Source organism: Paraburkholderia diazotrophica, from assembly GCF_900108945.1.
Classification (GTDB): domain Bacteria; phylum Pseudomonadota; class Gammaproteobacteria; order Burkholderiales; family Burkholderiaceae; genus Paraburkholderia; species Paraburkholderia diazotrophica.
Genome location: NZ_FNYE01000059.1, coordinates 1 through 23,897, shown reverse-complemented (window position 1 = coordinate 23,897; position 23,897 = coordinate 1). Strand labels below are relative to the sequence as shown.

At 59.8% G+C, this 23,897-nt stretch carries 22 protein-coding genes and 6 pseudogenes; 11 read left to right on the top strand and 17 right to left on the bottom strand.

Translation table 11 applies throughout. From position 1 onward, the window contains the following. Positions 1-4: 4 nt before the first annotated feature. The 7 genes from BMW76_RS37490 to BMW76_RS37460 are packed head-to-tail and all read right to left on the bottom strand — an operon-like array spanning position 5 to position 7,136. Complete coding sequence (locus BMW76_RS37490) at positions 5-859, bottom strand: ABC transporter permease (RefSeq protein WP_090873803.1); 855 nt, start codon at positions 857-859, stop codon at positions 5-7. A 2-nt stretch (positions 860-861) separates the two neighbouring features. Next, positions 862-2,136, bottom strand: coding sequence for an ABC transporter permease (locus tag BMW76_RS37485; RefSeq protein ID WP_090873802.1), 1,275 nt, complete (start codon positions 2,134-2,136; stop codon positions 862-864). Between the two features lie 2 nt (positions 2,137-2,138). Continuing rightward, positions 2,139-3,293: an ABC transporter ATP-binding protein gene (locus tag BMW76_RS37480; protein ID WP_090873801.1), complete on the bottom strand. Its 1,155-nt coding sequence runs from the start codon at positions 3,291-3,293 to the stop codon at positions 2,139-2,141. Positions 3,294-3,303: 10 nt separating this feature from the next. Continuing rightward, on the bottom strand, positions 3,304-4,386 hold the full coding sequence (locus BMW76_RS37475; RefSeq protein ID WP_012406815.1) for an ABC transporter substrate-binding protein: 1,083 nt from the start codon (positions 4,384-4,386) through the stop codon (positions 3,304-3,306). A 52-nt stretch (positions 4,387-4,438) separates the two neighbouring features. Beyond that, on the bottom strand, positions 4,439-5,782 hold the full coding sequence (locus tag BMW76_RS37470; protein ID WP_090873800.1) for an amidase: 1,344 nt from the start codon (positions 5,780-5,782) through the stop codon (positions 4,439-4,441). Continuing rightward, the gene (locus tag BMW76_RS37465; protein WP_143062422.1) at positions 5,779-5,988 is read right to left on the bottom strand and encodes a hypothetical protein; all 210 of its coding nucleotides are present in this window, start codon (positions 5,986-5,988) and stop codon (positions 5,779-5,781) included. The genes BMW76_RS37470 and BMW76_RS37465 overlap by 4 nt, the downstream gene beginning before the upstream one ends. A gap of 5 nt (positions 5,989-5,993) precedes the next feature. Next, on the bottom strand, positions 5,994-7,136 hold the full coding sequence (locus tag BMW76_RS37460; RefSeq protein ID WP_090873798.1) for a M24 family metallopeptidase: 1,143 nt from the start codon (positions 7,134-7,136) through the stop codon (positions 5,994-5,996). Between the two features lie 371 nt (positions 7,137-7,507). Between BMW76_RS37460 and BMW76_RS37455 the strand changes: the two genes are divergently transcribed. The 6 genes and pseudogenes from BMW76_RS37455 (at position 7,508) to BMW76_RS37430 (ending at position 12,222) form a co-directional block, all read left to right on the top strand. After that, the gene (locus tag BMW76_RS37455) at positions 7,508-8,212 is read left to right on the top strand and encodes a GntR family transcriptional regulator (RefSeq protein ID WP_015004797.1); all 705 of its coding nucleotides are present in this window, start codon (positions 7,508-7,510) and stop codon (positions 8,210-8,212) included. A 78-nt stretch (positions 8,213-8,290) separates the two neighbouring features. Then, positions 8,291-9,043, top strand: coding sequence for a maleate cis-trans isomerase family protein (locus BMW76_RS37450; RefSeq protein ID WP_090873797.1), 753 nt, complete (start codon positions 8,291-8,293; stop codon positions 9,041-9,043). A 48-nt stretch (positions 9,044-9,091) separates the two neighbouring features. Next, the gene (locus tag BMW76_RS37445; protein ID WP_090873796.1) at positions 9,092-10,078 is read left to right on the top strand and encodes a LysR family transcriptional regulator; all 987 of its coding nucleotides are present in this window, start codon (positions 9,092-9,094) and stop codon (positions 10,076-10,078) included. A gap of 9 nt (positions 10,079-10,087) precedes the next feature. After that, positions 10,088-10,570: pseudogene (locus BMW76_RS37440) on the top strand (N-formylglutamate amidohydrolase); the annotation flags it as partial. Positions 10,571-10,604: 34 nt separating this feature from the next. Further along, positions 10,605-10,910: pseudogene (locus BMW76_RS37435) on the top strand (IS6 family transposase); the annotation flags it as partial. A gap of 511 nt (positions 10,911-11,421) precedes the next feature. Further along, positions 11,422-12,222, top strand: coding sequence for a class I SAM-dependent methyltransferase (locus tag BMW76_RS37430; protein WP_143062421.1), 801 nt, complete (start codon positions 11,422-11,424; stop codon positions 12,220-12,222). Positions 12,223-12,599: 377 nt separating this feature from the next. Here BMW76_RS37430 and BMW76_RS37425 read toward each other — a convergent pair whose 3' ends face one another. After that, positions 12,600-13,301 (bottom strand): GntR family transcriptional regulator, encoded by a 702-nt coding sequence (locus tag BMW76_RS37425; RefSeq protein WP_090873794.1) that lies wholly within the window; start codon positions 13,299-13,301, stop codon positions 12,600-12,602. A gap of 265 nt (positions 13,302-13,566) precedes the next feature. Between BMW76_RS37425 and BMW76_RS42705 the strand changes: the two genes are divergently transcribed. From BMW76_RS42705 to istA, 5 genes and pseudogenes are all read left to right on the top strand, one after another. Continuing rightward, complete coding sequence (locus tag BMW76_RS42705) at positions 13,567-13,890, top strand: helix-turn-helix domain-containing protein (RefSeq protein WP_322789344.1); 324 nt, start codon at positions 13,567-13,569, stop codon at positions 13,888-13,890. A 249-nt stretch (positions 13,891-14,139) separates the two neighbouring features. Then, entirely contained in the window at positions 14,140-14,301 is a 162-nt protein-coding gene (locus tag BMW76_RS37415; RefSeq protein ID WP_233445487.1) for a hypothetical protein, read from the top strand. Between the two features lie 117 nt (positions 14,302-14,418). Next, a complete protein-coding gene (locus tag BMW76_RS41535; RefSeq protein WP_177200617.1) occupies positions 14,419-14,571 on the top strand; it encodes a hypothetical protein in 153 nt (50 codons plus the stop codon). Positions 14,572-14,765: 194 nt separating this feature from the next. Then, positions 14,766-15,742 (top strand): annotated as a pseudogene (locus BMW76_RS37405) (IS110 family transposase); the annotation flags it as partial. A gap of 199 nt (positions 15,743-15,941) precedes the next feature. After that, positions 15,942-16,991: pseudogene (gene istA / locus BMW76_RS37400) on the top strand (IS21 family transposase); the annotation flags it as partial. Positions 16,992-17,184: 193 nt separating this feature from the next. On the opposite strand, the gene BMW76_RS37395 reads toward istA, so the two are convergent. The 9 genes and pseudogenes from BMW76_RS37395 to BMW76_RS37355 all read right to left on the bottom strand — a co-directional run bounded on the left by BMW76_RS37395 (position 17,185) and on the right by BMW76_RS37355 (position 23,623). Next, positions 17,185-17,421: a hypothetical protein gene (locus BMW76_RS37395; protein ID WP_090873793.1), complete on the bottom strand. Its 237-nt coding sequence runs from the start codon at positions 17,419-17,421 to the stop codon at positions 17,185-17,187. After that, positions 17,418-18,212, bottom strand: a complete 795-nt coding sequence (locus tag BMW76_RS37390) for an ExeA family protein (RefSeq protein WP_090873792.1) — start codon at positions 18,210-18,212, stop codon at positions 17,418-17,420. The genes BMW76_RS37395 and BMW76_RS37390 overlap by 4 nt, the downstream gene beginning before the upstream one ends. 2 nt (positions 18,213-18,214) lie before the next feature. After that, positions 18,215-18,970 (bottom strand): annotated as a pseudogene (locus tag BMW76_RS37385) (integrase core domain-containing protein); the annotation flags it as partial. 95 nt (positions 18,971-19,065) lie between these two features. After that, complete coding sequence (locus BMW76_RS37380) at positions 19,066-19,281, bottom strand: hypothetical protein (RefSeq protein ID WP_090873790.1); 216 nt, start codon at positions 19,279-19,281, stop codon at positions 19,066-19,068. A gap of 1 nt (position 19,282) precedes the next feature. Further along, complete coding sequence (locus BMW76_RS37375) at positions 19,283-20,140, bottom strand: ExeA family protein (protein ID WP_090873789.1); 858 nt, start codon at positions 20,138-20,140, stop codon at positions 19,283-19,285. Further along, the gene (locus BMW76_RS37370) at positions 20,137-21,573 is read right to left on the bottom strand and encodes a DDE-type integrase/transposase/recombinase (protein WP_090873788.1); all 1,437 of its coding nucleotides are present in this window, start codon (positions 21,571-21,573) and stop codon (positions 20,137-20,139) included. The genes BMW76_RS37375 and BMW76_RS37370 overlap by 4 nt, the downstream gene beginning before the upstream one ends. 98 nt (positions 21,574-21,671) lie before the next feature. After that, on the bottom strand, positions 21,672-22,049 hold the full coding sequence (locus BMW76_RS37365; RefSeq protein ID WP_245763556.1) for a hypothetical protein: 378 nt from the start codon (positions 22,047-22,049) through the stop codon (positions 21,672-21,674). Between the two features lie 342 nt (positions 22,050-22,391). Continuing rightward, positions 22,392-22,961: pseudogene (locus BMW76_RS37360) on the bottom strand (helix-turn-helix domain-containing protein); the annotation flags it as partial. A 128-nt stretch (positions 22,962-23,089) separates the two neighbouring features. Then, positions 23,090-23,623 (bottom strand): DUF6431 domain-containing protein, encoded by a 534-nt coding sequence (locus tag BMW76_RS37355; RefSeq protein ID WP_177200616.1) that lies wholly within the window; start codon positions 23,621-23,623, stop codon positions 23,090-23,092. Positions 23,624-23,897: the final 274 nt, after the last annotated feature.

Sequence of the window (23,897 nt, the reverse complement as noted above, 5' to 3'; positions counted from 1 at the left end):
CCCCCTACGAGGATCGTCGCACAAGCGCCGCTCTTTTGCGAAGTGCGCCGACGAGCCACATCATGACCAATGAGAGCAATATCCAGAGCGTCGCCGCGGCCAGAATCGCGGGACTGATCTGCTCGCGAAGGCCGGACCACATCTGCCTGGGCAATGTGAAGTACTGCGGACTTGGCAACAGAAACAGCGCGAAAACAACCTCGTCGAAAGACGTGATGAAGGCCAGGACTGCGCCCGCCGTTACGCCCGGCATGATGAGTGGTAGTGTGACCTTGCGAAAAACCATCCACGGTGGCGCCCCCATGATCGCGCCCGCTCTTTCGAATGATCGATCCAGGCCGCTGACAGAAGCCAGGACCGTGACTACGACGAATGGAATCCCGAGCGCAGTATGCGCGGCAATCAGCCCCCAGAGATTATCGACCAGCCCAACTTTTGCGAAAACAAAATAGGTTCCGGCGCCTGTAACGATTGTCGGCACCACCATCGGTGCAAGGATGAAGCTCATCATGAGCGACCTGCCAGGCAGAAGGCGCTGCCTTAAACCTAGCGCTGCCGCGGTCCCGATTGACGCCGCGAGAATCGTGGTCGCGACGCCGACGACGAGGCTATTCCTCACCGAAAGCAACCAGCGAGGGTTGCTAAAGAATGAGTCATACCAACGAAGGGACCACGCATCGGTATGCAAGTGCAACATTGCCCGCGTGAATGTGAAATAGGGCTCGGCGTTGAAGGACAAAGGAATGATGACCAGGATCGGCGCAACAAGAAAAAGGAAGATCGTCGTGCAGATCAGTACAAAAATAACGTTCCATCCTTTCTCGACGGGCGAGCGAAACGGCTGCGTATGAATGTTCATGCTTATCCCATTCTCAGGTTTTCAGCACCGATCAGACGGTTGTAGACGAAATAAAGGGCCAGCACCACAACCAGTAGCACGATGCTCAGTGCGGCCGCGAGACCCCAGTTCAGCGAGGTCTGAATATTGAAAGCAATCATATTGGAGATCATCTGTCCCGACTGTCCGCCGACAAGAGCCGGCGTGATGTAGTACCCAAGAGCCAGGATCAACACCAGCAGCGCGCCAGCTCCGACGCCTGGGAGCGTGATAGGGAAATAGACCTTCCAGAAGGCACTAAACCGTCCGGCACCGAGCGATTGCGCGGCCCGCATATAACTGGGAGGTACCGCGACCATCACGCTGTAAAGCGGAAGTATGAAGAACGGCAACAGGATGTGTGTCATCGCTATCAAGGTGCCGGTAAGGTTGTAGATCAGCATTACGCGATTGTTCTCATTGACCACGCCAGCGAGCACGAGAAGATCGTTCACGACGCCTTGGGACTGCAGCAGCACCATCCATGCGGTAACCCGAACCAGCATGGATGTCCAGAATGGAACCAGCACCAGGATCATCAGCCGGTTCGCGGTTGCCTTTGAGCTCGTCGCCATCAGGTAGGCGATCGGGTAGCCCATTACACCGCAAAGAACCGTTACGGCGATAGCCACCCCGAAAGTCTTCAAATATAAAGACCGATAAATCCGCTCATCCTGCGGTTGGGAAGCAATGCTTCCTTTTTCATCGCGGCGGAAGTCTAACGCCGATAGATAGTTGTCGAATGTGAATGCGCGTGTGGCACGCGCCAGCATGGGCATTATTTCGGGTTCACCCCAGGCCGGGTCGATATTTGCGAACCACTGGGCGGTAGGCGCATCGTCACTAGCCGCTGCGCGCCGGGCAGTACGTTCTACGACGGATCGCAGCCCTGGACGCTCAGCGTTCAGTCGGCTCGCGACAATGCCCAGCTTGCCCTGATCTCTGGCCGAAACGAGATCGCGGGCCAGGCTCTGCCAGACCTGGTTCGCCGTTGTCACCTTCGAACCGCCATCGAGCGTACGAGTTGTATTTGGAAGAAGGTCGCGCAATGTCGGATCATAGATACTGACCTGAAACATCTTGGCGATTGGCACGAGGAAGGTCAGCATGAGGAACAGAATCACGGGCGCGACCAGCAACAACGACTTGCGCGTCTCGCGCCGCCGTGCTTTTTGAACGCGCGTTTTCAATGCGCCGCCCCACTGCTCCTGAAATGAAGCGTCCTGGCTGTGCGTCTCGGCCATAGTCATCGGGCTCATCGCTATCCTCCTATTGCCAGTAGTGCACGGCTATCAGCCGAGCGCCAGCCGATAGGCAACGTCTGCCCGGCCTGAAGGGAACCCAGACTCGACGTATTCGCCAGTTTCACGATGATTTCGTTGCCGCTGGGGATACGGCATGTCAGGCGAACGTGATCGCCGAAATACGTCGACTCTACAATCTGGGAACTCACCTGGTTCTCAAAAGATCCGTCCTGTCCAGCAAGTGACACCCTTTCCGGCCTTAACACCAGGGTGATATGCGTACCCGACGCAAGTGGCTTGGCGGCCACCGCTTCAAATCGGCAAGCGCCGTGCGTGATCTTTGCGCGATAGCCCCCGCTTTCTGATATATAACAGTCGTCCACAACCCCTTCCAGAAGGTTGTTGTCGCCGACGAACCGTGACACAAACTCGGTGTTCGGCGATTCGTAAATCTCGGCGGGCGGCCCGATCTGTTCGATCACTCCATTGTTGAAAATGGCGACCCGATCGGACATCGCCAAAGCTTCGTCCTGATCGTGGGTCACATACACGACGGTAACGCCCAGCATCTTGTGCAGGTGCTTGATTTCAGTCTGCATGTGCTCGCGAAGCTGTTTGTCCAACGCGCCAAGCGGCTCGTCCATCAGGACAAGAGTTGGCTCGAATACAAGCGCTCGAGCCAGCGCAATGCGCTGCTGCTGTCCCCCTGAAAGCTGCGCGGGCCGGCGCGACGCATAATCCTGCATCTTGACCATCTCCAAGGCCCGGGTTACGCGCTCGCCGATCTCGCTCCTTGACATTTTCCTTGCGGCCAACGGAAACGCCACGTTGTCCGCAATCGACATGTGAGGAAACAGGGCATAGTTCTGGAACACCATGCCAATGCCCCGCTTATGTGGTGGCGTGTTTGTCAGATTCACGCCACCGATGCTAATCGTCCCCGCAGTGGGTGCCTCGAAGCCTGCAAGCATCATCAGCGTCGTCGTTTTTCCTGAGCCTGACGGACCCAGTAACGTGAGAAACTCGCCACGTTTGACTGAGAGCGAGAGTGATTTGACGACGTGCGTATTGCCGTCGTAGCTCTTCTCGACCTGCGAGAAGACAACGTGGTCACTATCGGCTCGTCCAGCATTGCCCTGTTCTCGCTGGTGGAAGACGTTTAGCATGTTCATAACGTTCCTCTTAGTGGGCCATCCACGCAGCCCAACGGCGATTGATTTCGTCCTGCTCGTCGTTCCAGAACGCCGTGTCACTGGCGAGCCCAACCTTCAGATTCGCAGGCGATGTCGGCAGATTCTCTCGCAGGGATGCGTCCACCAATGGCAATGCGGAACGACGCGCGGGGGCATAGCTGATGTATTTTGTCTGCGCAGCAAGCTGAGGCGCCGAAGTGGCAAAGCGAATAAAATCGAGCGCAGCCGCTTTATTCTTGCTGGCCTTCGATACAGCAAACACATCACCGTTGATGATCTGGCCTTGCCAGAGAATACCGAAAGGCTTCTTGTCCTTGGTGATGGCGTCTGTGAATCTGCCATTGCCGCCTTCTGTCATCGCGACCTCTCCATCGGCGAGAAGCTGGACGGACTGTGCCTGCGCCCCCCAGAAGATCGCGTTAGCCTTGATCGTGTCGAGTTTCTTGAACGCACGCTCGAGGCCGGCCGGCGTGCGCAGGGTTGCATAAACCTTGTCTCGCGGTACGCCATCAGCCATGAGCGCCCATTCGAGGTTTCCGTTCGGTTTGTTGCTTAGCCCGCGCTTGCCCGGGAACCGCTTCAAATCAAAGAAGTCGGCAATTGTTGTAGGCTGCTCCCCGGTAAACTTTCGCTTGTCATATGCAATCACGTTCGACCAGAGGATCGTTCCGACGCCGCAGTCCATCAGGGAACCCTGCACGAAGTCGGAAGACGCGGACTTGCCATCCTGACCGTTTGGAAGCGAACCCGGCTTTATCGGGTCAATCAATCCTTCGTCGCATGCGCGAGCTGCATCCTGGAATTCAAGATCGATCACGTCCCACGCACCGGAGCCCGCCTGCACCTGCGAACGAAGCTCTGCCAGCCCGCCGTTGTAGTCAGCGGGAAGGACTTTGGTCCCGGTTTTCGCGGCGTACGGCTCAAAGAAGGCCTTCGCCTGGCTTGCGGTATATGCCCCACCGAACGAGGCGACGACCAGTTGTTGGGCACTGGCAGACGTGACAGGAAGAATCGCGCTCAGCAGCACGAAGAGACAGGTCCGAGCGTGCTTCGATGTTTTGCGGATTTGCATACTAACCCCTTTACATTGCGTTGAAGTGGAATTCGCTACAGAGCTGCCACGTTTACCTTCGCGCCAGTTCCTGTTCAAGATGTCGTGCAAGTTCAAGAATCGCGATGTCCTTGCCTGGTGCGCCGATGAGTTGCACACTGACTGGCAATCCCTTGTCATCGGTGCCGGCAGGCAGTGCGACGGCCGGTGCGCCGACCAGATTGAAGAAGGAGGTAAAAAGCGTCAGCGCGTTACCGATCGGGAGAAGTTGATCGCCGACTGGTATTCGGGTACTGCCTGTCTCGGGGGCGACGACCGGACATGTGGGTGTCAGAATGGCATCAATGGTCTCGAAATGTCGCGTGAACGATGCCCGGTACGCGCTCAGCAGCCGTTGGCATTGCACATAGCTTTCGGCGGATAACTGCTGACCGAGGACGAAGCCGCTGCGGACGTCGGGCCCATATTGCTCACCTGACGACGCGATCAATGGCGAGTGATACGCCAAAGCTTCGGCCAGTTGAATGGTGAGGGATACGGTCCGGGATTCAGCATGTTCCGGCAGGTCAATCTCGTGGAAAGTAGCGCCGGACGCCCTTAGAACGGCAACTACCCGTTCGTATCCGGCTCGAACGCCAGGTTCCAGAAGAGAGGTCCAGCCTCTTGGAATCCCGATACGAAGGGAATGCAGCGAGCCATTGGTACGGAAGACCTGCAGATCCGTCAGCGAGTCGATCACCACGGAAACGTCATCCGCATTCCCGGCGATGATGCCCACATGGTCAAGCGTCCAGCAGAACGGAATGACGCCAGTGGAGTCCAACAGTCCGAACGTAGGTTTGAAGCCGGTTACTCCGCACAGCGCTGCCGGTACACGCACTGATCCCCCTGTATCAGTGCCCAACGCAAAGGGAACAATCCCGGCTGCAACAGCAGCAGCCGAGCCGCCACTGGAGCCCCCGGCCAGGCGCCGTTGGTCCCACGGGTTCACTGTCGTGCCGGTGAACTGATTCTCCCCTGTGGCGCCATATGCGAACTCGTGCATGTTCGCCTTGCCAACGAGGACCGCTCCCGCTTCCGCCAGCTTCCGAACGACATCGGCATCTTCTTGCGGATAGTGTTCAGCCAATACCTTGCTTCCCGCCGTAGTCCGGATTCCTTCCGTCTTGAATACGTCTTTCGCCACGTACGGGATACCGTCGAGTATTCCCCGCCGTCTACCAATTTGCCGGCGCTCATCGGCTGACCTTGCCTGAGCGCGAGCGCAGTCACCGGTCACCGTGATCAGGCTTTTGAGCAGCCCATTGGTCGCTTCCGCCAGCGCGAGGCTGTGATCAACAACCTCAAGGGCCGTGACATCCCCACGCGAAAGCGCCTTTGAAATGCCTCTCAGGGTATTGCCGTTCACTGGCTTCATGGCTGACATTCCACGATCCAGAACGGGGCCTGGTCAGCAAGATCTTTCGCCCGGATTGCTGACAGCCGCTCTACCAGGCTGGACAGATCCGAGACGACGCCAAACCGCGGGTTGACCAGTTCTTCGAGATCTTTCTCGCTCCAACGACTGTCGAAGAACTCGCGATTCACCGCGATCAGCGTTCTTAGGGTAACCGGATCGTCCATGGCGCTCACACCACTGTCAGTTTGCGCGGATAATCGGTCAGATATTCAAATCCATCTGACGTCACAACGATCGAGTCTCCTACTCGTCCCCCAAACTCTCCTTCGATCGTGATGCCACCGTCGACCGCGAAAGTCATACCCGCTTCCAGGGTCCGCTGCTCGCCGCGCTTGAGCTCCGGCGTCTCAAGGAACGAGTAGCCGATCGAGCGCCCGGTCCGATATCCCGGGGCAAATCCCGCGTCCCGATAGATCTCTTCAGCGGCAGCATTGACATCTTCACAGCGCACACCTGGCTTGATCTGCGCGAGCGCGGCTTGCTGCGCTGCAACGGCGGCCTCATAGACCCGAGCTTGCTCGTCGGTCACCGATCCGACGAAGAACTCGCGATCGAAGCCGAGCTTGTAGTTCTTGAAGTTTGCGATGCCACAGAAGCACAGATAGACCGGGTCGCCGCGCTTCAGTGTGCGAACCGAGGATCGACGGTGCACAAGACAGACATCCCGTCCGGACTGGAGGATTTGAAGGTTGTAGATCGTCGGCGAAACGAATCTATCCTTGTGTTCATCGAGGAACGAGGCAGCTTTTCGGGTGCCCCCGGCAATCACTGCCAGTGCAATCTCGTACTCCGGTACGCCCTCCCGGATGACTTCCTTTGCCGCCTGGACCATCGCAACAGCCACCTGCCCGGCTTGCCGCATGACCGCGATTTCGCTTCCAGACTTGATCGTCCTCAGATCGAAGATGATCTGCCCCACATCGGTCAGGCTGCCTGCCTCAACGGGAAGTGCCCCCGAAACGAGCGGCGGCATTTTCGCGCGCTCGATCCCCACGCGCTTTGCCTTCGAAGCCTGCAGTACCTCTCGCAGCGGCTTTCGCCATTCATCATCAATACCATCGGCCCAGGGACGGATATCTTTGACCCAGGTCATCAGACCGCACATCTCGGATTCCATCAACGGCGTGATCAGGACCGGCTCATGATCCTGAGAAATCACCATCAGCGTAGGGCGGCCGAACTCAACGCCCAGATAGTTCCAGAAGCCCCCGAAGTAGGCCACTGAGTCCGGGTCGCTAATCAACGCCACATCGATATTGGCGCGACGCAGTGCGTCACGCAGTTTGCCCACCCGGCCTGCATATTCGTCCACATGTCCTCCATTGTTAGCTGTATGCAGCAAGTACACAGCTCGACTCTAGGAGCACCAATTTGGCATGTCAAGTGGTATGTTTGCTTAGGCTCACCGAGGTTTCACGGACTAAAAAAATCGGATGATAACGATATTTACTGCGCTAATTCAGTTACTTACAACCACACCACAGTCTCCCAGATCTCTGTGCACACATAGCGACCGGCTGATGTCATCACGCAGAGTTTCTCCCTTTTCTGTAAATTGTGCTAACCTGTGTACAGGTTGCGGACAGCTACTGATCCCGGCTATCATTGGGCAGATTTCAGCACCAGCGCAGTCATCACTGGGCGGCGCCAACTATCACAACCACACTTGTGAAGGATTTTTTAATGGCACGCGTGGTCAAACTTAAGGGACAAGCTTTGCGGCCCACCTCGAAAGCGCCCGCAGTTCGCGGCCAGACGCCGGACATCTATCGGACGTTGCGCGATCGCATCTGCAGCCTCCACTATCCGCCCGGCACATTGCTGGGAGAGACCGTGCTTGCCGAAGAATTCGAAGTTAGCCGCACGCCTATTCGTCAGGTTCTGCAGCGCCTCGAGTACGAAGGTCTGGTTGAGACAAAAAACGGCGTCGGTACGATCGTGAGCGGTGTTGATTTTCGGGAGTACCGTGACACCTACAATTTCCGATTGAGGCTGAGCGAGATGCTGGGTGACTTTTGTTCGCCCACCGATGCCCCGCAGGCACTTGAGCGCATCGAGCGACTGGTTCCGCGCGCTGCCGCACTATCGAACACCTCTCGCAACTTCGACGAGTTCTGGGCGATCCTTCACGAGCTACATTTCGCGATCAATGAACTGATCAGAAACCGGGAACTGCGACAGACGCATGACCGCTGCTATTTTCAGGCATCACGTGTCTGGTACAACTTTGTTAGCGATCTTTGGGAAGAAGAAGTCGAGTATTTAAACCATGAGCTGGAAGAGTGCTGCCGGGCGCTCCGGGCGGCAGATATGCGCGCCTTGGGCCTGGTGCAACGCAACTACATCTCCTTCGGATTGGCTCGCATCGCACGATTCATAACTGGCTAGTCGCTCACAGCCCCGACTGCACCAGCAGGTTGACCATTTCCATACGCACGCGTTTTTTCATAAATAGGACTCCATATCATGACTGAGACGACTGGATTTGAAGCCAGGCTTGATGGTGGTCGCCATGACCGCGCAAAGACCGGATTTGTGCTGCTTGCGACCGAGCAGACGATTGAAGACGACATGTTCACCTTGCTTCCGAAGGGGGTAGGTATCCATTTCACAAGGGTCCCCAATCCGGATAGCATCACGAGGGAGTCCCTTGACAACATCGCGTCCAGCCTTGCTGATGCGGCGGCTCGAATCCTTCCTGATGGCAGTCTCGACGTCATCTGCTACGGTTGCACCTCCGGTAGCCTGGTCGTCGGCGAAAAGAAAGTTTTCGCCGAATTGACCCGTGGCGCTCCGAATGCGAAGACCACAAGCATGATCACAGCGGTAATTCGCGGGCTTCGAGCCGTCGGGGCCAAACGGATCGTTATCGGTACGCCCTACCTCGACGAGATCAACGTAATGGAAAAGTCCTATCTGGAAAACGAGGGCTTTGACGTATTGGCCATCCATGGCCTCCAGCTAGAGAAAGACAGCGATATGGTGCGCGTCACGCCTGAGAGCATCGTGCAAATGGCGCTATTTCTGGACCGGCCAGACGCCGACGCGATCCTCATCAGCTGCGGAGCACTCAGATCGATCGAAGTCATCGAGGAGATTGAACAACGGACCGGAAAGCCAGTCATTACCAGCAATCAAGCGGTTGCCTGGGACGTCATGAGGCTTGCTGGGTTGCCGGACCGTATCGACGGGTATGGTCGGCTTCTTTCATTGTACTGAGTACTTGCCGAAACGCGGCGCCGAAGCCCCGAAGTGTTGGGAGCAGCGATGAAACGTACCCGGTCACCTATCGACCTTCGTGCTTTGGAGGCGTTCGTTGCGGTGTGTGAGACCGGCTCGATGACGGCAGCCGCGAAGCGCCTTCAGGTCAGCCAAAGCGCGGTAAGTCAATCCGTCGCCGCTTTAGAGCGAGAGCAAGGTACGGATCTGTTCGACCGGGACAGCCGTCCGCCGCGTCCTAATCTGGCTGGACGCGCCCTGCTCGAACTTGCCGGTCCGCTGCTCCAGCATGCGCACACGGTCAGCGGCCGGATCAGGGATGCGTCGCTAGCCGGTGCTCTGCCTGTGCGCCTCGGATGCGTCGATTCGTTCGCCGCGACCGTCGGGCCGGAAATCATCCGCGCGATGTCCAGCTCAACTCGCCAGATCGAGATGTGGTCCGGGCTCACGCCTGCACTTTCCGGGCAGGTACACAATGGGGAAGTCGACGTTGTGGTGTGCACGCATACGGTAATCAACGACCACCGCATTATCGAGCTCCCTCTTCTCTCGGAGGCGTTTCTGGCTGTGGCATCTCGCCGCTGGCTTGATGGGCGCGCTCCAAAAGATTCACATTGGCGGCAATTAGCTGCTGAACTGCCGTTGATACGGTATACGGCGCGATCGGTGATTGGGCAGCAGATCGAACGCCTGGCACGACATCTGGGGATCAACAGTCCGCGTCGATACGAATTCGACGCCACCGATCCGATGCTCAGTCTGGTCAGCGCAAATCTTGGTTTTGCGATCTCAACGCCGCTTTGTCTCTGGCAGGCAAGACATTATCTCAACGAGATCGCTGTTTTTCCGCTCCCGACAGGACGGCTCAGTAGACGCGATTTTTTCATCCTGCACAGACAGGGGGAGTGGATTGAGTTCGTGGAGCATATCTCTTCGCTTACCGGTCGGGTGTTGGATCAGCTTATCTGCCCCGCGCTCACCCGCAGTTTGCCCCAGCTACCGGCAGACGCATTGCTCCCGAAACTGACGAACTAGAAAAGTTTCGTGAACGACTTCTACACGCTGATGCACGGAAACGCCCCGCTTCTCATCTCTATTCTGCATCTCGGCACTTACATCCCCGACGCCCTTCGAAACCAGTACACGGATGCGGCGTTGACAGTCGCCGATACCCGATTGGCGTCTGGATCGTCTTTACGCCTTTGCACTCGATTTGGGTGCGATGGTCCTCGGCGCGCGCGTTTCACGTTATGTGGTCGAGCTGAATCGCCCGTCTTCGGACGAGAGCCTCTATCCAGGACGGACCACGACGGGACTGTGTCCCGGCGTAACCTTTCGTGGCGAGCCGGTATATCGTGACGGCTACCTTCCCGATGCGGCGGGAAAGAACGGCGGGTTCAGACGTACTGGCGCCCCTACGCTAACGTACCTTTATGAGAAGCGCACTCCATCGCAAGCGTCGTGCCCCGTATGTTCGAGGGCAAGTTGCCGGACCTGAACATTGGAACGCAGGACGGTAGTGTCGCAGTAAGGGGCGGCGGTAAGATCGCTCCCCACATTGTTGACGGCCCAACAATGGCGAAAACGAAGAAGAGGCTGCCCCAGCATTGACACGGTTCCGAAACGGAAGCATTACCCGGTGGATGTGAAATTGTTGTGCGTGCGGTGGCACCTAACCTCCTTGCTGAGTCTGCGCAGCCTCGAAGAAATGATGGCCGAACGAGGTGTTGAGGTGAGCCATTCGACGGTGCACCGCTGGGATCATCAAGCTTGTGCGTTATTCGAGAAGGCGTTTCGCCGACGCAAACGTCCGGTCGGTACCAGTTGGCGCATGGACGAGACGTACGTCAAGGTGGGCGCCGAGTGGTAACACCGCGCGGTGGACAAGGCTCGCAACAATGTGAGAAGCAAATCTTACCGCCGCTCCTTACTGCGACACCCGCTCCTCTACCCCTTCTCTCACAACACGAGCTGGACATCCGGATGCGGTGGGCGGGGCAACGCATGCAAAGCATCGGTAATTGACATCCTTCTCAGCGACCGCCGCAGAGAGATTTCTGGCAAGCCCCTCGCGACGGTAGCTTTGTCGGCTTTCGAACACTGGCATAGCAAGCTGGGCATATCCTCGACAACCTCCACATTGCCGGGACATGACACGCCTGCCCGTCTGCGCGTTGGCACTGCTCTTGCGTGCTTGCTGGCGTCATGCGTGACGTTTGGAGTGGCTCCAAGCGGCTGTAACAGCCTCGCAGCGGGACGGCTATCGCTCGCGCGTATGATCAGATGTTCCTCACGCTGATAGCGAATCGGCTCGTTTGGCTGCAGGCCGAAAATGATAGGCGTAAATGCTTGCGGGATATTTCTCTAAGGAGTACTACGTGCTTAGGAAAGACCAAGTAATGGGGGACAGGAATCACCGCGCTTGGGTGGGTCCGCCTGACTATTACGATCGCTTGGGTGCCGTGCAGTTTGTTACATTGCTTCTGCTAGGATTGAGAGAAGATCACTTTTTATTGGATATCGGGTGTGGGTCGCTTCGCGGAGGCAGGTTTCCTTTGATATATCTCAATCCCGACCGCTATTTCGGCATCGAGCCGGAAGAATGGTGTCTTCGGCAAGGCATCGAGGCGGAAGTTGGTTCCGCACTCATCAGTCTAAAGCGGCCTCAGTTTTCATTTAACGCAGATTTTAACGCCTCCCAGTTCAATTGTCAGTTTGACTACATAATTGCCGCTGGGATATTTATGCATGCGAGCAAGACGCAAATTAAAACGTGCCTCACATCAGTATCGCGGAGTCTGCGAATCAATGGTATATTTGTGGCGGCTTTTCTGGCGGGAGATTCAGACAGCATCAGCACAGACTGGTCGTATCCAGAGATTCAGTATTACAAGGCTTCAACTCTTCATTCGCTCGCCGAGCAATGCGGGTTAGACCTCGTTCTCATCGATGCTCCGCACCCGCTGGGGCATCAATGGATTGTTCTTACACACGCAAAGGACCAGCGACACATTAATTATCACCTCGGACTCGATGCCTTCTCGTGGGAAGAATACCTTTCCTTTCAATTATTGAAACGAGGGATATCCCCCAAGAGTCGTGAAGAGTATTTGCGTCATGACCTAGGCACGATTATTCGCAGCGACGACGAATCTGTTGTTCCGCAAGCGAAATCATGAGATCAACAAAAGCCTCACCAAGCGACTCCAAAGAATCAAGAACACCGTGTTCTTGTTAGGTTCTGTGAGCCGCTCTCGATTTCTGTATTCAACGCATAGGATCAAAGGAGCATCCCATGCTTCGCAAACCGAGTCCGGATTCTACTGACCCGCCAGCGCTGCCGTCGGTCCCGAAGGAACTAATCGATCGCCGAGGCTGTGCTGCTCGTGTCGGCAGCGTTCAGGCCGTGAACGGAAGACCGCCACGAGCCAGTTCGCAATCCTCCGCAAGCATCGATTTTACCAATACCGCTCCAGAATGAGACCAGAATGCAACGTGTTATGCGTTCGTACACTTTGCGCAAGAAAATTTGGATACGCACGACCTGTCCGGCAAACTATGAGATCAAACGAGCGATATGTGCGAGATCGAACGAAATGTAGTTCCGTTGTACTAGTCCCAGAGCGCGCATGTCCCCAGCGCGCAGCGCCAAGCAACATTCCTCTAGCTCTCCGTTGAGGTTTTTAACCTCGTCGTCCCATAAAAGTTCCACAATATTGAGCCGAAAGCGCGATACTTGCAAGTAACAGCGGTCATGCGTTTGGCGAACCTCTCCGTTCGTTATCAGACCGTTGATTACGGAATGCAACTCATGGAGGATCTCCCAGAATGCTTCGAAATTCGGCGGCCTGCGTTGCAGCGTCCTCGCTCTGAGGGCCAGTCCTTGCATTCGCTCAAGCGCTTTGGGAGCGTGTGCTGGAGAACAGAAGTCACCAAGCATTTCGCTCAATTTTAGCCAGAATGCGTAGGTGTCACGGTATTCTCGGAGATCACCGCCCCTGACTATTGTACCAACGCCATTCCTTATTTCCACGAGGCCTTCGTACTCGAGCCTCTGAAGACTTTTCCGGATCGGAGTGCGACTGACCTGGAATTCGTCCGCAAGTGCAGTCTCTCCTAGTACGGCGCCAGGGGGATAATACAGATTGCAAATCCGATCACGCAACGTCGGGTGGATTTCCGACATCTGATAACGGACTGCTGATGCCTTGTCCACGGTGCCAGCACTTAACAGCTTTGTTTTTGCAATGAGTGCCATAAAAGACTCCTCGGGGCGAGAATTAGAACGGTCGCCTGCTACAGCGTGACCAAGTTTCTGCACCCGTTGCCGTAAAATTGGCAGTACTGCACTGGTAAAGGCGGTTGTCGCCAACCGTACATACTTCACATCGCACGGCGAAGCGTAGCCGACCGCCGCGTGCAATCCCACGCACGGTTCGGAACGTCTCTTGAGAACCGCTAACCCTGCTTAACGGGGCCGGCGCTGGCCGCTGATTTGTCGATACCGAGAGGAAGCAAACATTATGCGCACCTCCGCGCTCGCGAGACGGCGAATTGAGATCGCTCAGGCCGGGCAAGCTTGGCCGTCTGCCGGGAAGTGGCCGGCTGGATCACCGGCAGGCCGTGAGAGTCCGCACGCTGATCATCGAAAACGAATGCCGGATCAGCTGATGTTGCCGTTCTACCTATGGACCCGCGAATTGGTGGCGCAGCTCATCGAGCGCGAGTATGGCATCAAGGTGTCTGCGTGGACGGTCGGTCGGTACCTGAAGGCGTGGGGTATGAGTCCTAGAAACCGGCACGGCAAGCCTATGAGAGAAGCGATGCGAGCATCGCGCGCTGGCTGAACGAAGGCGATTCGCAGATCGCGAAAGAGGCGATGCGGGAGAGGACGACGATCTACCGGGACGTCGAAATGGGTTTGCGTAGTGATCACGTCAGCGGCATGAGCTTCGCACTCAAAGGGCGCCAGTGGTGCGCGCGACGGGACAACGCTTCGGCTGCAACATGATCTCGGCACGACGAGGCGGCGCTAAAAGCACGCGTAGGTCGCTGGTCGACAGTCCAGTCCAATACCGCTGCTGCTGCACTGGGGCATGTTGGTCTTCACCGAACTCGGTGACCGACTGGTCAGCAGGCTCGACGAGATATCCTACCCACCCGTCGGACGGCTCGAAGCATTCCGGATCACGCTGCCCGATTCGTTCACTGAAGCGATCTCCAGCTTCGTCCGCAGCGGTGCGCTCGTGATCGACTAACCCGCCTGCGTTGAGCTGTCCGCCCCGAAGTCATAAGGGTCCCCCTCTCATTTTCCCAATCCGTCCGAGCTGCACCCCGTTCTGGGGCACGTGGCCCGCGTCTTCTGGAGACGCATCATGGAACATCTGCCATCCTCCGTCGTCGACGACGTCGCCACACGCGACGACATCGCAACCGACGACAATGCCTGCGATTGGCCGTGCTGCTTGACGCTTGCGTGCTGGCACGACGCGTCTTTGCCCGCGCTGTCGCAGTACCGCGCTGGATAAACAGGTCAGTGCGCCGTGCGCCCCGGTTACTATCTCCACTCCTCGACAATCGAGGATTTGGCCAACTAGGCCCGGAACGATTCTCGCCCCCAGTCGCAGTCATGATCCTCGGGGTGTTGTCACTGGGCCTGTTGGGTGGCTGGTGATCGCTAATGGGGCTCGGCCACGATATCTTGAGGCCGTCCGTAACATGGATGCCGAGACTTGCCACCGATGTTGCAGGCCAAACCGTTCAGCCTGCAAAGCCTTCGATGCAAGAAAACCAACAACATAGCTCAGTCGACGTATGCGTCGGCGTCGATGCCGGCAAAGGCCACCATCGCGCCGTCGCCCTCGATCGGACTGGAAAGCGCCTGTACAACAAGGCATTACCCAACGCGATAAGGCCAAGCTGCGCGCCCTCATCACCGAACTCAAGAGGCACGGCCAACTCCTGTTCGTCGTCGATCAGCCCGTCACCATCGTCGACGTTGCCCGTGGCAGTCGCCCGCGATGAAGGTGTCCTGGTCGCATATCTACAGGGTCGGGTCTGGCTATGCGCCGCATCGCGGACCTGCGCACTGGTGAAGCCAAGACCGATGCCCGCGATGCCGCAATCATTGCTTAAGCCGCGCGCTCAATTCCGTACGCTGCGCTCACTTCGACTGGCTGACGAACCGCTCGCCGAACTCACCATGCTGTATGGCTTCGACGACGGTCTCGCGGCACAGATCACGCAGAACGGCAACCGCATTCGCGGCCTGCTCACCCCGATCCATCCGGCGTTGGAACGGGTTCCGGGACCGCACCTCGACCATCCGGCGGTGCTCGATCTGCTTGAGCGATACCCGTCACCCGCCGAGCTCGGCTCAGCTAGCGAGAAAACACTCGCCAACCGCCTCACCAAACTCGCACCTCGCATGGGGAAGAGCCTGGCTGCCAAAATCGTCCGAGCGCTCAGCGAACAGGCGGTGATCGTGCCCGGTACTCAGGCAGCAACCATCCGTCATGTCGCGTCGCGCCCCAGCAGCTCGCGTCCTTGCGGAAGCAACGCGAGGAGTTGCCAGCGAAGTTGAACGCCTAGTGCAGGCACACCCCTCTTTGGCCGGCCCTGACCAGCATGCCGGGAGTCGGCGTCAGGATCGCCGCCAGACTCCTCACTGGAGTCGCGCACAAAGCGTTCGCCTCAGCCGTGCCGCGCGTCAAACAAGATGAGAGCAGCGCGTCAATCAGGATGAGAGTACTGGCGTTGCGGCAGCGGTGGAGGGCGTAGCCCGGAACCGCTGCCGCAACGCCGCGCCGAGGAGTCCGCCCCGCTGCCGGGGTGCCTTGTCGGTGGTCGCGGTAAATCGGGTATGAACAGCTCTTCCGTGTAGCGAAGGGAGGCTGAGTTGCCCGGCCGACACATCAACGACCATCAGATGAGGCTCTACATGAAGTACAGACTCAAGGAAGGACCAGCTCAAGCGGCTGCGCGCGCCGGGTTCAGCGCCGCCACGGGTTATCGCATCGATCAGGACCGGCGACTGCCATCGCAGAAGAAGGCACCACGTGCGCGTCGCCGTCCCGATCCCCTGGCGGCAATCTTTGACACCGAGGTCGTGCCGCTGCTCCAGTCCGCTCCCGGCATCCGGCCGATAGCCGTACTGGACGAGATGCTTCGGCGCCATCCCGACCTTCCAGGCAACGTGCGCCGCACACTGGAGCGCCGTATTCGCGACTGGCGCGCACTCCATGGCGAGGAGCACGACGTTATGTTCCGTCAGGTACACGAACCCGGTCGTCTCGGGTTGTCCGACTTCACCGAGATGGACAGCCTGGGCGTCACCGTGGCGGGTGTCGCGCTTGACCACCGCCTCTATCACTTCCGGCTGGCCTGCTCGGGCTTTGAGCACGCTCACGTCATTCTCGGCGGAGAGAGCTATGTCGCGCTGGCTGAAGGGCTGCAGAACGCCATCTGGGCACTCGGCGGCGTGCCGCGCGAACACCGCAGCGACAGCCTGTCGGCGGCGTTCCGCAATCTCGAAACCGAGGCGCGCGAGGATCTGACCACGCGTTACGAGGCGCTGTGCGCCCACTACGGCATGCAGCCCACGCGCAATAACCGTGGCATCGCCCATGAGAACGGCTCCATCGAGAGCCCTCACGGCCACCTCAAGAACGCAGTGCGCGATGCGTTGCTTCTGCGCGGCACCAACGACTTCGATGATCTCGATTCCTATCGCCGCCTCATCGACGAGATCGTCGGTCGCATCAACGCGCGTAATGGCAAACGCATTGAGGCCGAGCGGGCACTGCTTCAGCCGCTTCCGGCCCAGCGTACGTGTGACTACGAGGAAACGCGCGTGTACGTCACGACCACCTGCGGGTTCGTGCTGCGCAAGGTGTTCTATACCGTCCCGTCCCGGCTGATCGGCCATCACCTGCGCGTGCGCCTGTACTGTTACGTCGCGCGCAGAACGAGGAGCGGTATCTCACGCTATTCGAGGTGAGACGGTAAGCGCCGTCGCGTGATCCGCAAGGAGAAGGAATCCCGGGCGAACGCGCGATGCGGGTCAGGATCATCGGTGCATCATCGCGCGATCAATACATTGGCCATCATGCAAACAGCCCCGGGGTCGCCGGGGCTGTCGCTCAGAACGGGTCATCGATGCGATGACGCGGTGGCGGCCTGCGCGGGGGCACGGACCACGGCTCGTAGTAACGCATGATCGGTTCGCGATACGCCGCGCTGAACCACAGGAACCACTCGGAGAGCAGATGCTGGATCTGGGCGGCCGCTTCGTCGGAGAGATCGGGTAACGCCGGCGCGCGTGATGTGCGATCCGGTTGCCGGTTTCGGAGCGCTGGGCGTCTGGATTTGCGGTTCATCGGAATTCCTCAATGGCCTGTTGCAGCAGATCGTCCGGGATATGGTTCAGCGCCCTGGGTACAGCCAGCTGCATGGATGTCCTCAGGATGCGGCCAGCCTGCCGGGGTAACCCGCGCGAAGCCTGCCGCAGCAGTTCCAGTCCGGAGTCGGACAGCAGCGTGTGCGTGCAGCCGGCGCTCTTGAGTGCATGCGAGATCAGCTGCGCGAAGCGCTCGCGCTCGATGACGGGCTTCAGTTGCACGCGCGCCTGGATGCGGCCGTAGAGGGCGGCGTACGGTGCACGCTCGAGCGTGGAGGCCAGCGACGGATGGGCCGCGAGCCAGACGGTAAGCAGATCACGTGAATCGAACGCGAAGTTCAGGAACGACGGGAAGTCGTGGAAGAATTCCGGCGGCAGGTTCTGCGCTTCATCGATGATCCAGACAGGCAGCATCTGCTTGCCCTCGACCAGTTCGCTGATACGCTGCTTGAGATCGCGCCACAGGTCCGCGCGCCGGTGGCGAGGCTCCAGTCCAAGCGCGCGGGCGAGTGAGCGGTACAGGTCAATGCGGCCGAATTCCGTCTCGGCCAGATAGATGACGTGGTAACGGTGCGGGTTCAGGCCGCGCGTGATGTGGCGCAGTGCGGCGGTCTTGCCCACGCCGGGTTCGCCGGTCAGGAGGCCGATGCCGGGGCTCGTGAGCAGCCACTGGAAACGTTCGGCCAGCGCCGCGAGCGCGCCGTCGTCCCACAGGTCCGTGCTGTCCTTGTCCAGCGGCGCGCGGCGCAGGCCGAAGTGCTGTCGGTACATGATCAGCCCTCCTCGTGGTAGTGACGCCGATGCACAAGCTCGAGCAGGTTGGGTCCCGGCACTGTGGCAGCTGTCGCCGGCTCAGACTGCGGCCGGTGTCGGCGTCGCGTGCTGTTCGCCACCACGTCGAGCGCGGTCGCGGCGCCCAGCGGCTCACCCGTCTGGCTTTCGATACGCACTACCGTGCCGGCATGCGGATCGACGACGAGCATCACGGTCTGTCCGGTGAGCTCGTACGGGACCTCGAAGCGCCGGTTCTGGTAAGAGACGGTGCCGTCGCGGCGAACGTGCCGGGCTACGCGATGCCAGAACAGTTCGTCAAGCTGCGCGGCCAGCGGTCCGAGCAGCCGGATGCGGGGCAGATCCTGCTGGTAGCGCAACAGCGGTGTCTGGTTACCCAGCGCGCTGTGGGGCTGACGGTGATAGACCTGCTCGATCCATGCCCACAACCGCGCGTTAAGGTCCGCGAGTTCGCGAATGTGCGTGGTATCGAGTTCGGCCAGAAACTGGTCGCGTAATGTCCGATGCCAGCGTTCAAGCTTGCCCTTGCCTTCGGGCGCGTATGGACGGCAATACACCAGCCGCATCGACAGCCGTGCGCAGATGCCCTGCAGCGTCGCGGCCCGGTACGCGGCGCCGTTGTCGACGACGATCGTCTTCGGAACGCCACGCCTGAGCAGGGCCTGCTTGAGCACGCCCTCGATGTCGAGCGCCGTCTCCGACAGACAGAACGCGCTATGGGTTATCAGGCGCGAGGCTGAGCGTGAGCACGTAAATCGATGGGGCAATGATCAAGATAAATGATGTTGAAGGGGCCAAGTAAAACGGGGGCGATGATGCCCCCGCTGTCGTTTCAGAACGGCTCGTCGGCCGGCCGATGCGGCGGTTGTTCCGGACCGGGGTACCACGGCTCGCGATAGCGCCGGATCTGGGTCGCGTAGGCACGGCTGAACCATAGATACAGATCTTCAATGAAGAACTGCATCATGTAGGCAGCTTCATCGGAGAGCTCAGGCAATGGCAAGCGTCGAGAGACATCGGTTTGGTGAGTTGGTGTTCTGCGGGACATGTCATCTGGCTCCGTTGGATTGACGCGCTGGCGTGCGGCGCGAGGACTGTGTTGATGGTGCAAAGACCTCGAAGTACAGCTTCTCGTCGAGTTCGGGCAGTTCGCGCTGCGCGGCGGTAGTGAGCAGTTCATTGGCGAGCGTAGTGAGCACGCGATAGTTGCCCAGCGCGTGTTCGCATAGCGTGTGGCGCAGCGGCGGCGTCATCAGTTGTGGGGCGCCGGCACTGGTGAGCAGATGATCGAGGCAGGCCAGCAGATCGTCGGCCGAAGCCTTCTCGGTCGCCAGGCGCGAACGGATGCGACTGCCCAGTGGCAGCAGTTCGTCGCGCCGCAGCTTGTCGGTCAGGCGGGTGTCACCGGCGAGCACCACGCACAGCAGGGGCTGCGAATCGAAGCGGGCGCTGGCCATGAGCCGCAGTTCGTTGAGCACGCCGGGGCTCATCTCCTGCGCTTCGTCGATCAGCAGGATCGGACGGCGGCGCGTGCTCTGCAGGTGCGACAGCCACCGATCGCGCAGCGACCTGAAGCCACCCCAGCGGTTGTGCGGTTTGAGTTCGAGGCCGAAGATGTCGCCCATCTCGCGATAGAAGTCGGCGAGGTTGCTCTGCGGATGATTGATCGAGACGACCGTCAGATCGGTCAGACGCTCGAGCTTCTCGGCCAGCACGCGCATGACCACGCTCTTGCCGGTGCCGGGCTCGCCGTGGATCATCGCGAAGCCGCCTTCGCGCACGAGCGCGTTCTCGATGCGCCAGCAGAAGTTCTCGACACGCGGCGACACGTACAGCGCTTCGAGCGGCAGCTCCGGCGAGAACGGGTTCCACTTCAGGCCATAAAGGGCCTGCAGACGCTGGCTCATACCCCCTCCTGCCAATCAGCGGGAACCCAGGCCGGCGGCAGGCCGGTCGCGGCATGTTCAGCCAGCATCTGGCGCAGCAGCGGCGCAATGCCGGGGGCGCTGGCCGGTGGCGGCTCGACATTGACGGCATCAAGACGACGGCGCTGGCCGTCGGCATTGGCGGCCTTGTCCAGTGGCCGCAGCGGGCACAGCACGGCATCGCTGTCGGGATCGACCATATCGACGCGACTCAGGTCCCAGCGCGCGTAGCGCAGGCGCACGCGCGGCAGGTGCCGGTAAGCCGAGGGGATCTCGAAGCGCGTGCCGGCCAGGCTCACGGTGCCGTCCGAACGCCGCTGGGTTCGTGTGACGTCGATACGGAATGCTGCGCGCAGCGCGTCGCTTGCGGGGCACTCGCGCCGCACGTCGGGACCGGCCAGGTAGCGTTTGAGCGGCGTGCCGCCGATCTCGGAATGATGCGCGTGATGGTACTCGCGCTCGATCCAGGCGTGGGTGGCCTGATTGAGCAGCTCGAGCGTGAGATTGGGCTCGCCTTCGAGCATAGCTATCACGCGCCCCTCTATGCGCGCCCAGAACGTTTCCTGCTTCGCGTTCTGGTACGGAGAATATGGCAGCGTCGTCTGGTGCAGCACACCCAGCGCGAGCAGCCCGGCGGTCGTCTCCTCGGCAAGCATTGCCGCGCCGTTGTCGGTCATCAGCGCGCGTGGCAGCCCCCGGCGCTGGAACGCCTGGGTGAGTCCGTGAATCAGGCTGCGTGCAGTCTCGTCGAGAAACCATTGCGCGTGACAGACGACGCGCGAGCGGTCATCGATCACGCACAGCAGCATCGGCGTGATCCATTCGCCGTTACTCGTGAGCAGCTTGCGCGAGCCGTGATGGAAATCGAGATGCCAGAGCGCATTGACGTGCTCGACCTCGAAGCTGCGGACCTCGAGCTTCTCGAGACGATCACGCGCGAGCATCGCGCCGGTGCTCGTGTGCCGGGGCTGGCGTTCCCGGAACAGGCCCTGCGCACGCATGTAACGGCGCACGGTCGTGTACGACGGCAGGCTCTGCGCACCGAGCGTGACCTTAAGGTTGTCGAAGTGCAACTGGCAGGTCCAGCCGGGGTGGTCGCGGTACTGCGTGCGGATCGCCTGTACCGTCTGCGGCGACAGGCTTGCGCCGGCGCCGTTGGGGCGCTTGCGGTTGCGCAGCCTCGCCACCGGGTCGTGTGGCGCCTTGCGGGCCTGATAGAACCATCGTTCAATGGTCGAGCGGCCGAACTGGATATCGTCGCCAGTGACGGGATGACGCCAGCGTCTGGCGGCCAGCGCGGTGATGAGTTCGCGCAGTTGCCCCGACTCGGGCGGTGCTGCAAGCAAGGGGCCGACGATCGCAAAGCGCAGGCGCGCCCAACGATCCCGCAAGGGTAAATCGTGAAGTTCAGTCATACGTTCTCCAAAGATGCGGCGCAATGCGCCGCGATTCAGGGGAGAGGCGAGACTACAAGCGCTGTTCGGAGGGGGCGAGCAACAAGTTCTGCGGGCGGTTACCGTCCCTCACGCAGGATGCTCACGGCACTGCCGCTGGTGAGCGGCGAGAGCCAGCGCAGCAGGCATAGCAATGGTTCGGCAGGCTGCGTGGTAGCGAAGCGCTCGAGCAGGCTTGCCGGCACCTGTGCGATCTCGACGGGCGGCACGAACGCCGCCCGTCCGAGCGACCAGAATGGTGTGCCGACGAAGCCGGTCGTCCACCAGTGCCGCCATCGCGCAATCGTCGAGGGCGGTACGCCCAGCGCATCGAGCTGGCGTATTGCACAGCCGTACCGGCGCTGGCACGCGTGGCGCTGACGACGATCATGATTGCGGCGGTGTAGACTCGCCGGCCGAGAAAGCGCACCGAGAATGGCGTGGTGCGGCAGCGACAATCGGCGCAGCAGAAGCTGTAGCGGAAATCGCAGTGACAGCGGGCGTCGTGTGAAATTCCGCGCGGCTTGCGCGGGTAGCGGGCGCTATGGAGTACGCCACCGCAGCGACAACGCTGCGCGCGGGTCTGTTCGGCGTAGTCCTGATCGATAAGTAGCAGCAGGCGATAAAAGTTGGGGTTCTGGATACTCACGTGGCACACTGCGGGGGTCTCGAGTTCTGGCAGACAAGAGACTCTCCCTTGGGCGTCGTTTGTGCAAGATGCCTGAGGGAGATCCCCTCCGCTACATCACGCAAGCTGCTCAAAACGCCCCGAATTCCCATCGATTTACGTGCTCACGCTCAGAGGCGTCGTCCATCAGCGACACAAGATACGTCTTCATGCGACGCCCGCCAAACGACAGCGTGGGGCCGTGCATGACGTCGCCATACCAGATCGAGCCGGCGTGTTCGGCCGCGAAGCTGCGCTTCTCCTCGGGCACGACATCCGGTCCGGCAATGCGTGAGATACCGTGAGCCTTGAGCAGGCGATGTACGGCGCAGCGCGAGAGCGTGTCGCGCGGCACGAGGCCGGTGCCTTCCAGCAGCAGGCGGATCTGGCGGATTGAGCGGCGCGGGTTCTCACGTTTGGCCGCGAGCACCGCGACCTGCACCGGCTCGGGCAGCTTCGAGCGGCCCGTATCGGTACGGGGCGCATCGGACAGGCCAGCCAGACCATTGCGGCGCCACGCGTAATACCACGCCTGCAGGGTCTTCTCGCTGATGTGGCGCCGGCGTGAACCGGGAATGGCGTATTCCTGCTGCGCGAGTTGCCGCACGATCTGCTGCAGTTCGCCGCGACTCAAGCGCTCACGGCTGACCAGCGGACCGAGCACCGACAGTCGGAACAGCGCCTTCGGATCGATATCGTTCATGGAGGTCCCTTGAAGTGAAGGAACCGCCATCAAAGCGCTGATCGTCGGCGCGCGGCAGTGAGCAGACTGTGTGGAGTCCCCGCTGCAGTTCGGTCAGCGCCGTCGCACGGCGATCGGGAACCAGTCGATCATGGGACAGCTATGCCGTCATGATCCAGCCACGCCATCGCCTCGCATAGCGGCATGCGATGCAGGCAGACCAGCCAGAAGTCGTCGCGATCGGCACTGCGGCCGAGCTCAGCAAAACGGCTACACAGGTGGAAGGCGAACGTCCCGTGAGCCGCCACCAGCGATCGCCACCAGCGCCGCACGGTGTGATAGCCCAGCGCGAAGACAGTTGCCGTACGGCGTAGCGAGGCGCCCGCGATCAGCAGCTGCAGCACCTTCTGCTGCAACGACCAGCCGTACCACCGGCGTGGACAGATGCATAGCGGCAGACGTGAACAGGTCCGCGTGCAGGATGGACAACGGAAACGCGCAACAGGCACCGGATTAAGCTCGCCGTCGGCGCTGCGGTCCGCTTTGCGGCCGTAACAGCCGTGACACCACAGGCAACCACTACCGCAATGAGGACAGCGATCGGGCCGGTAGGATGCGCAAGAAGATTCAATCGCGCGACGATGTTGTTCGAGAGTGAGAAAGGCAAATACAATGCGATGCATGGCCGGTCTGTTCTTGATGTTTGTACGACGCCTGAGAAACATCGCACGATATCAGAGCAGCGCCGGCCATCCTGCTACCCCTCATATCTCGCGCTGCGCGCGGTAATCAACAAAACATCGTCCTGCCTGATCACGCGACGATCTCTCCCCCTCCTGCTGGTTCTGCGCGCGACGTAACACTGTACGACGACCGGCTGGAGCTGTTTCTGGGCAGTACGGCCCTGATGACACTGCAGCGCGGCCGTGCGGGTCCCAAGGGCAAGCACGGCCACGT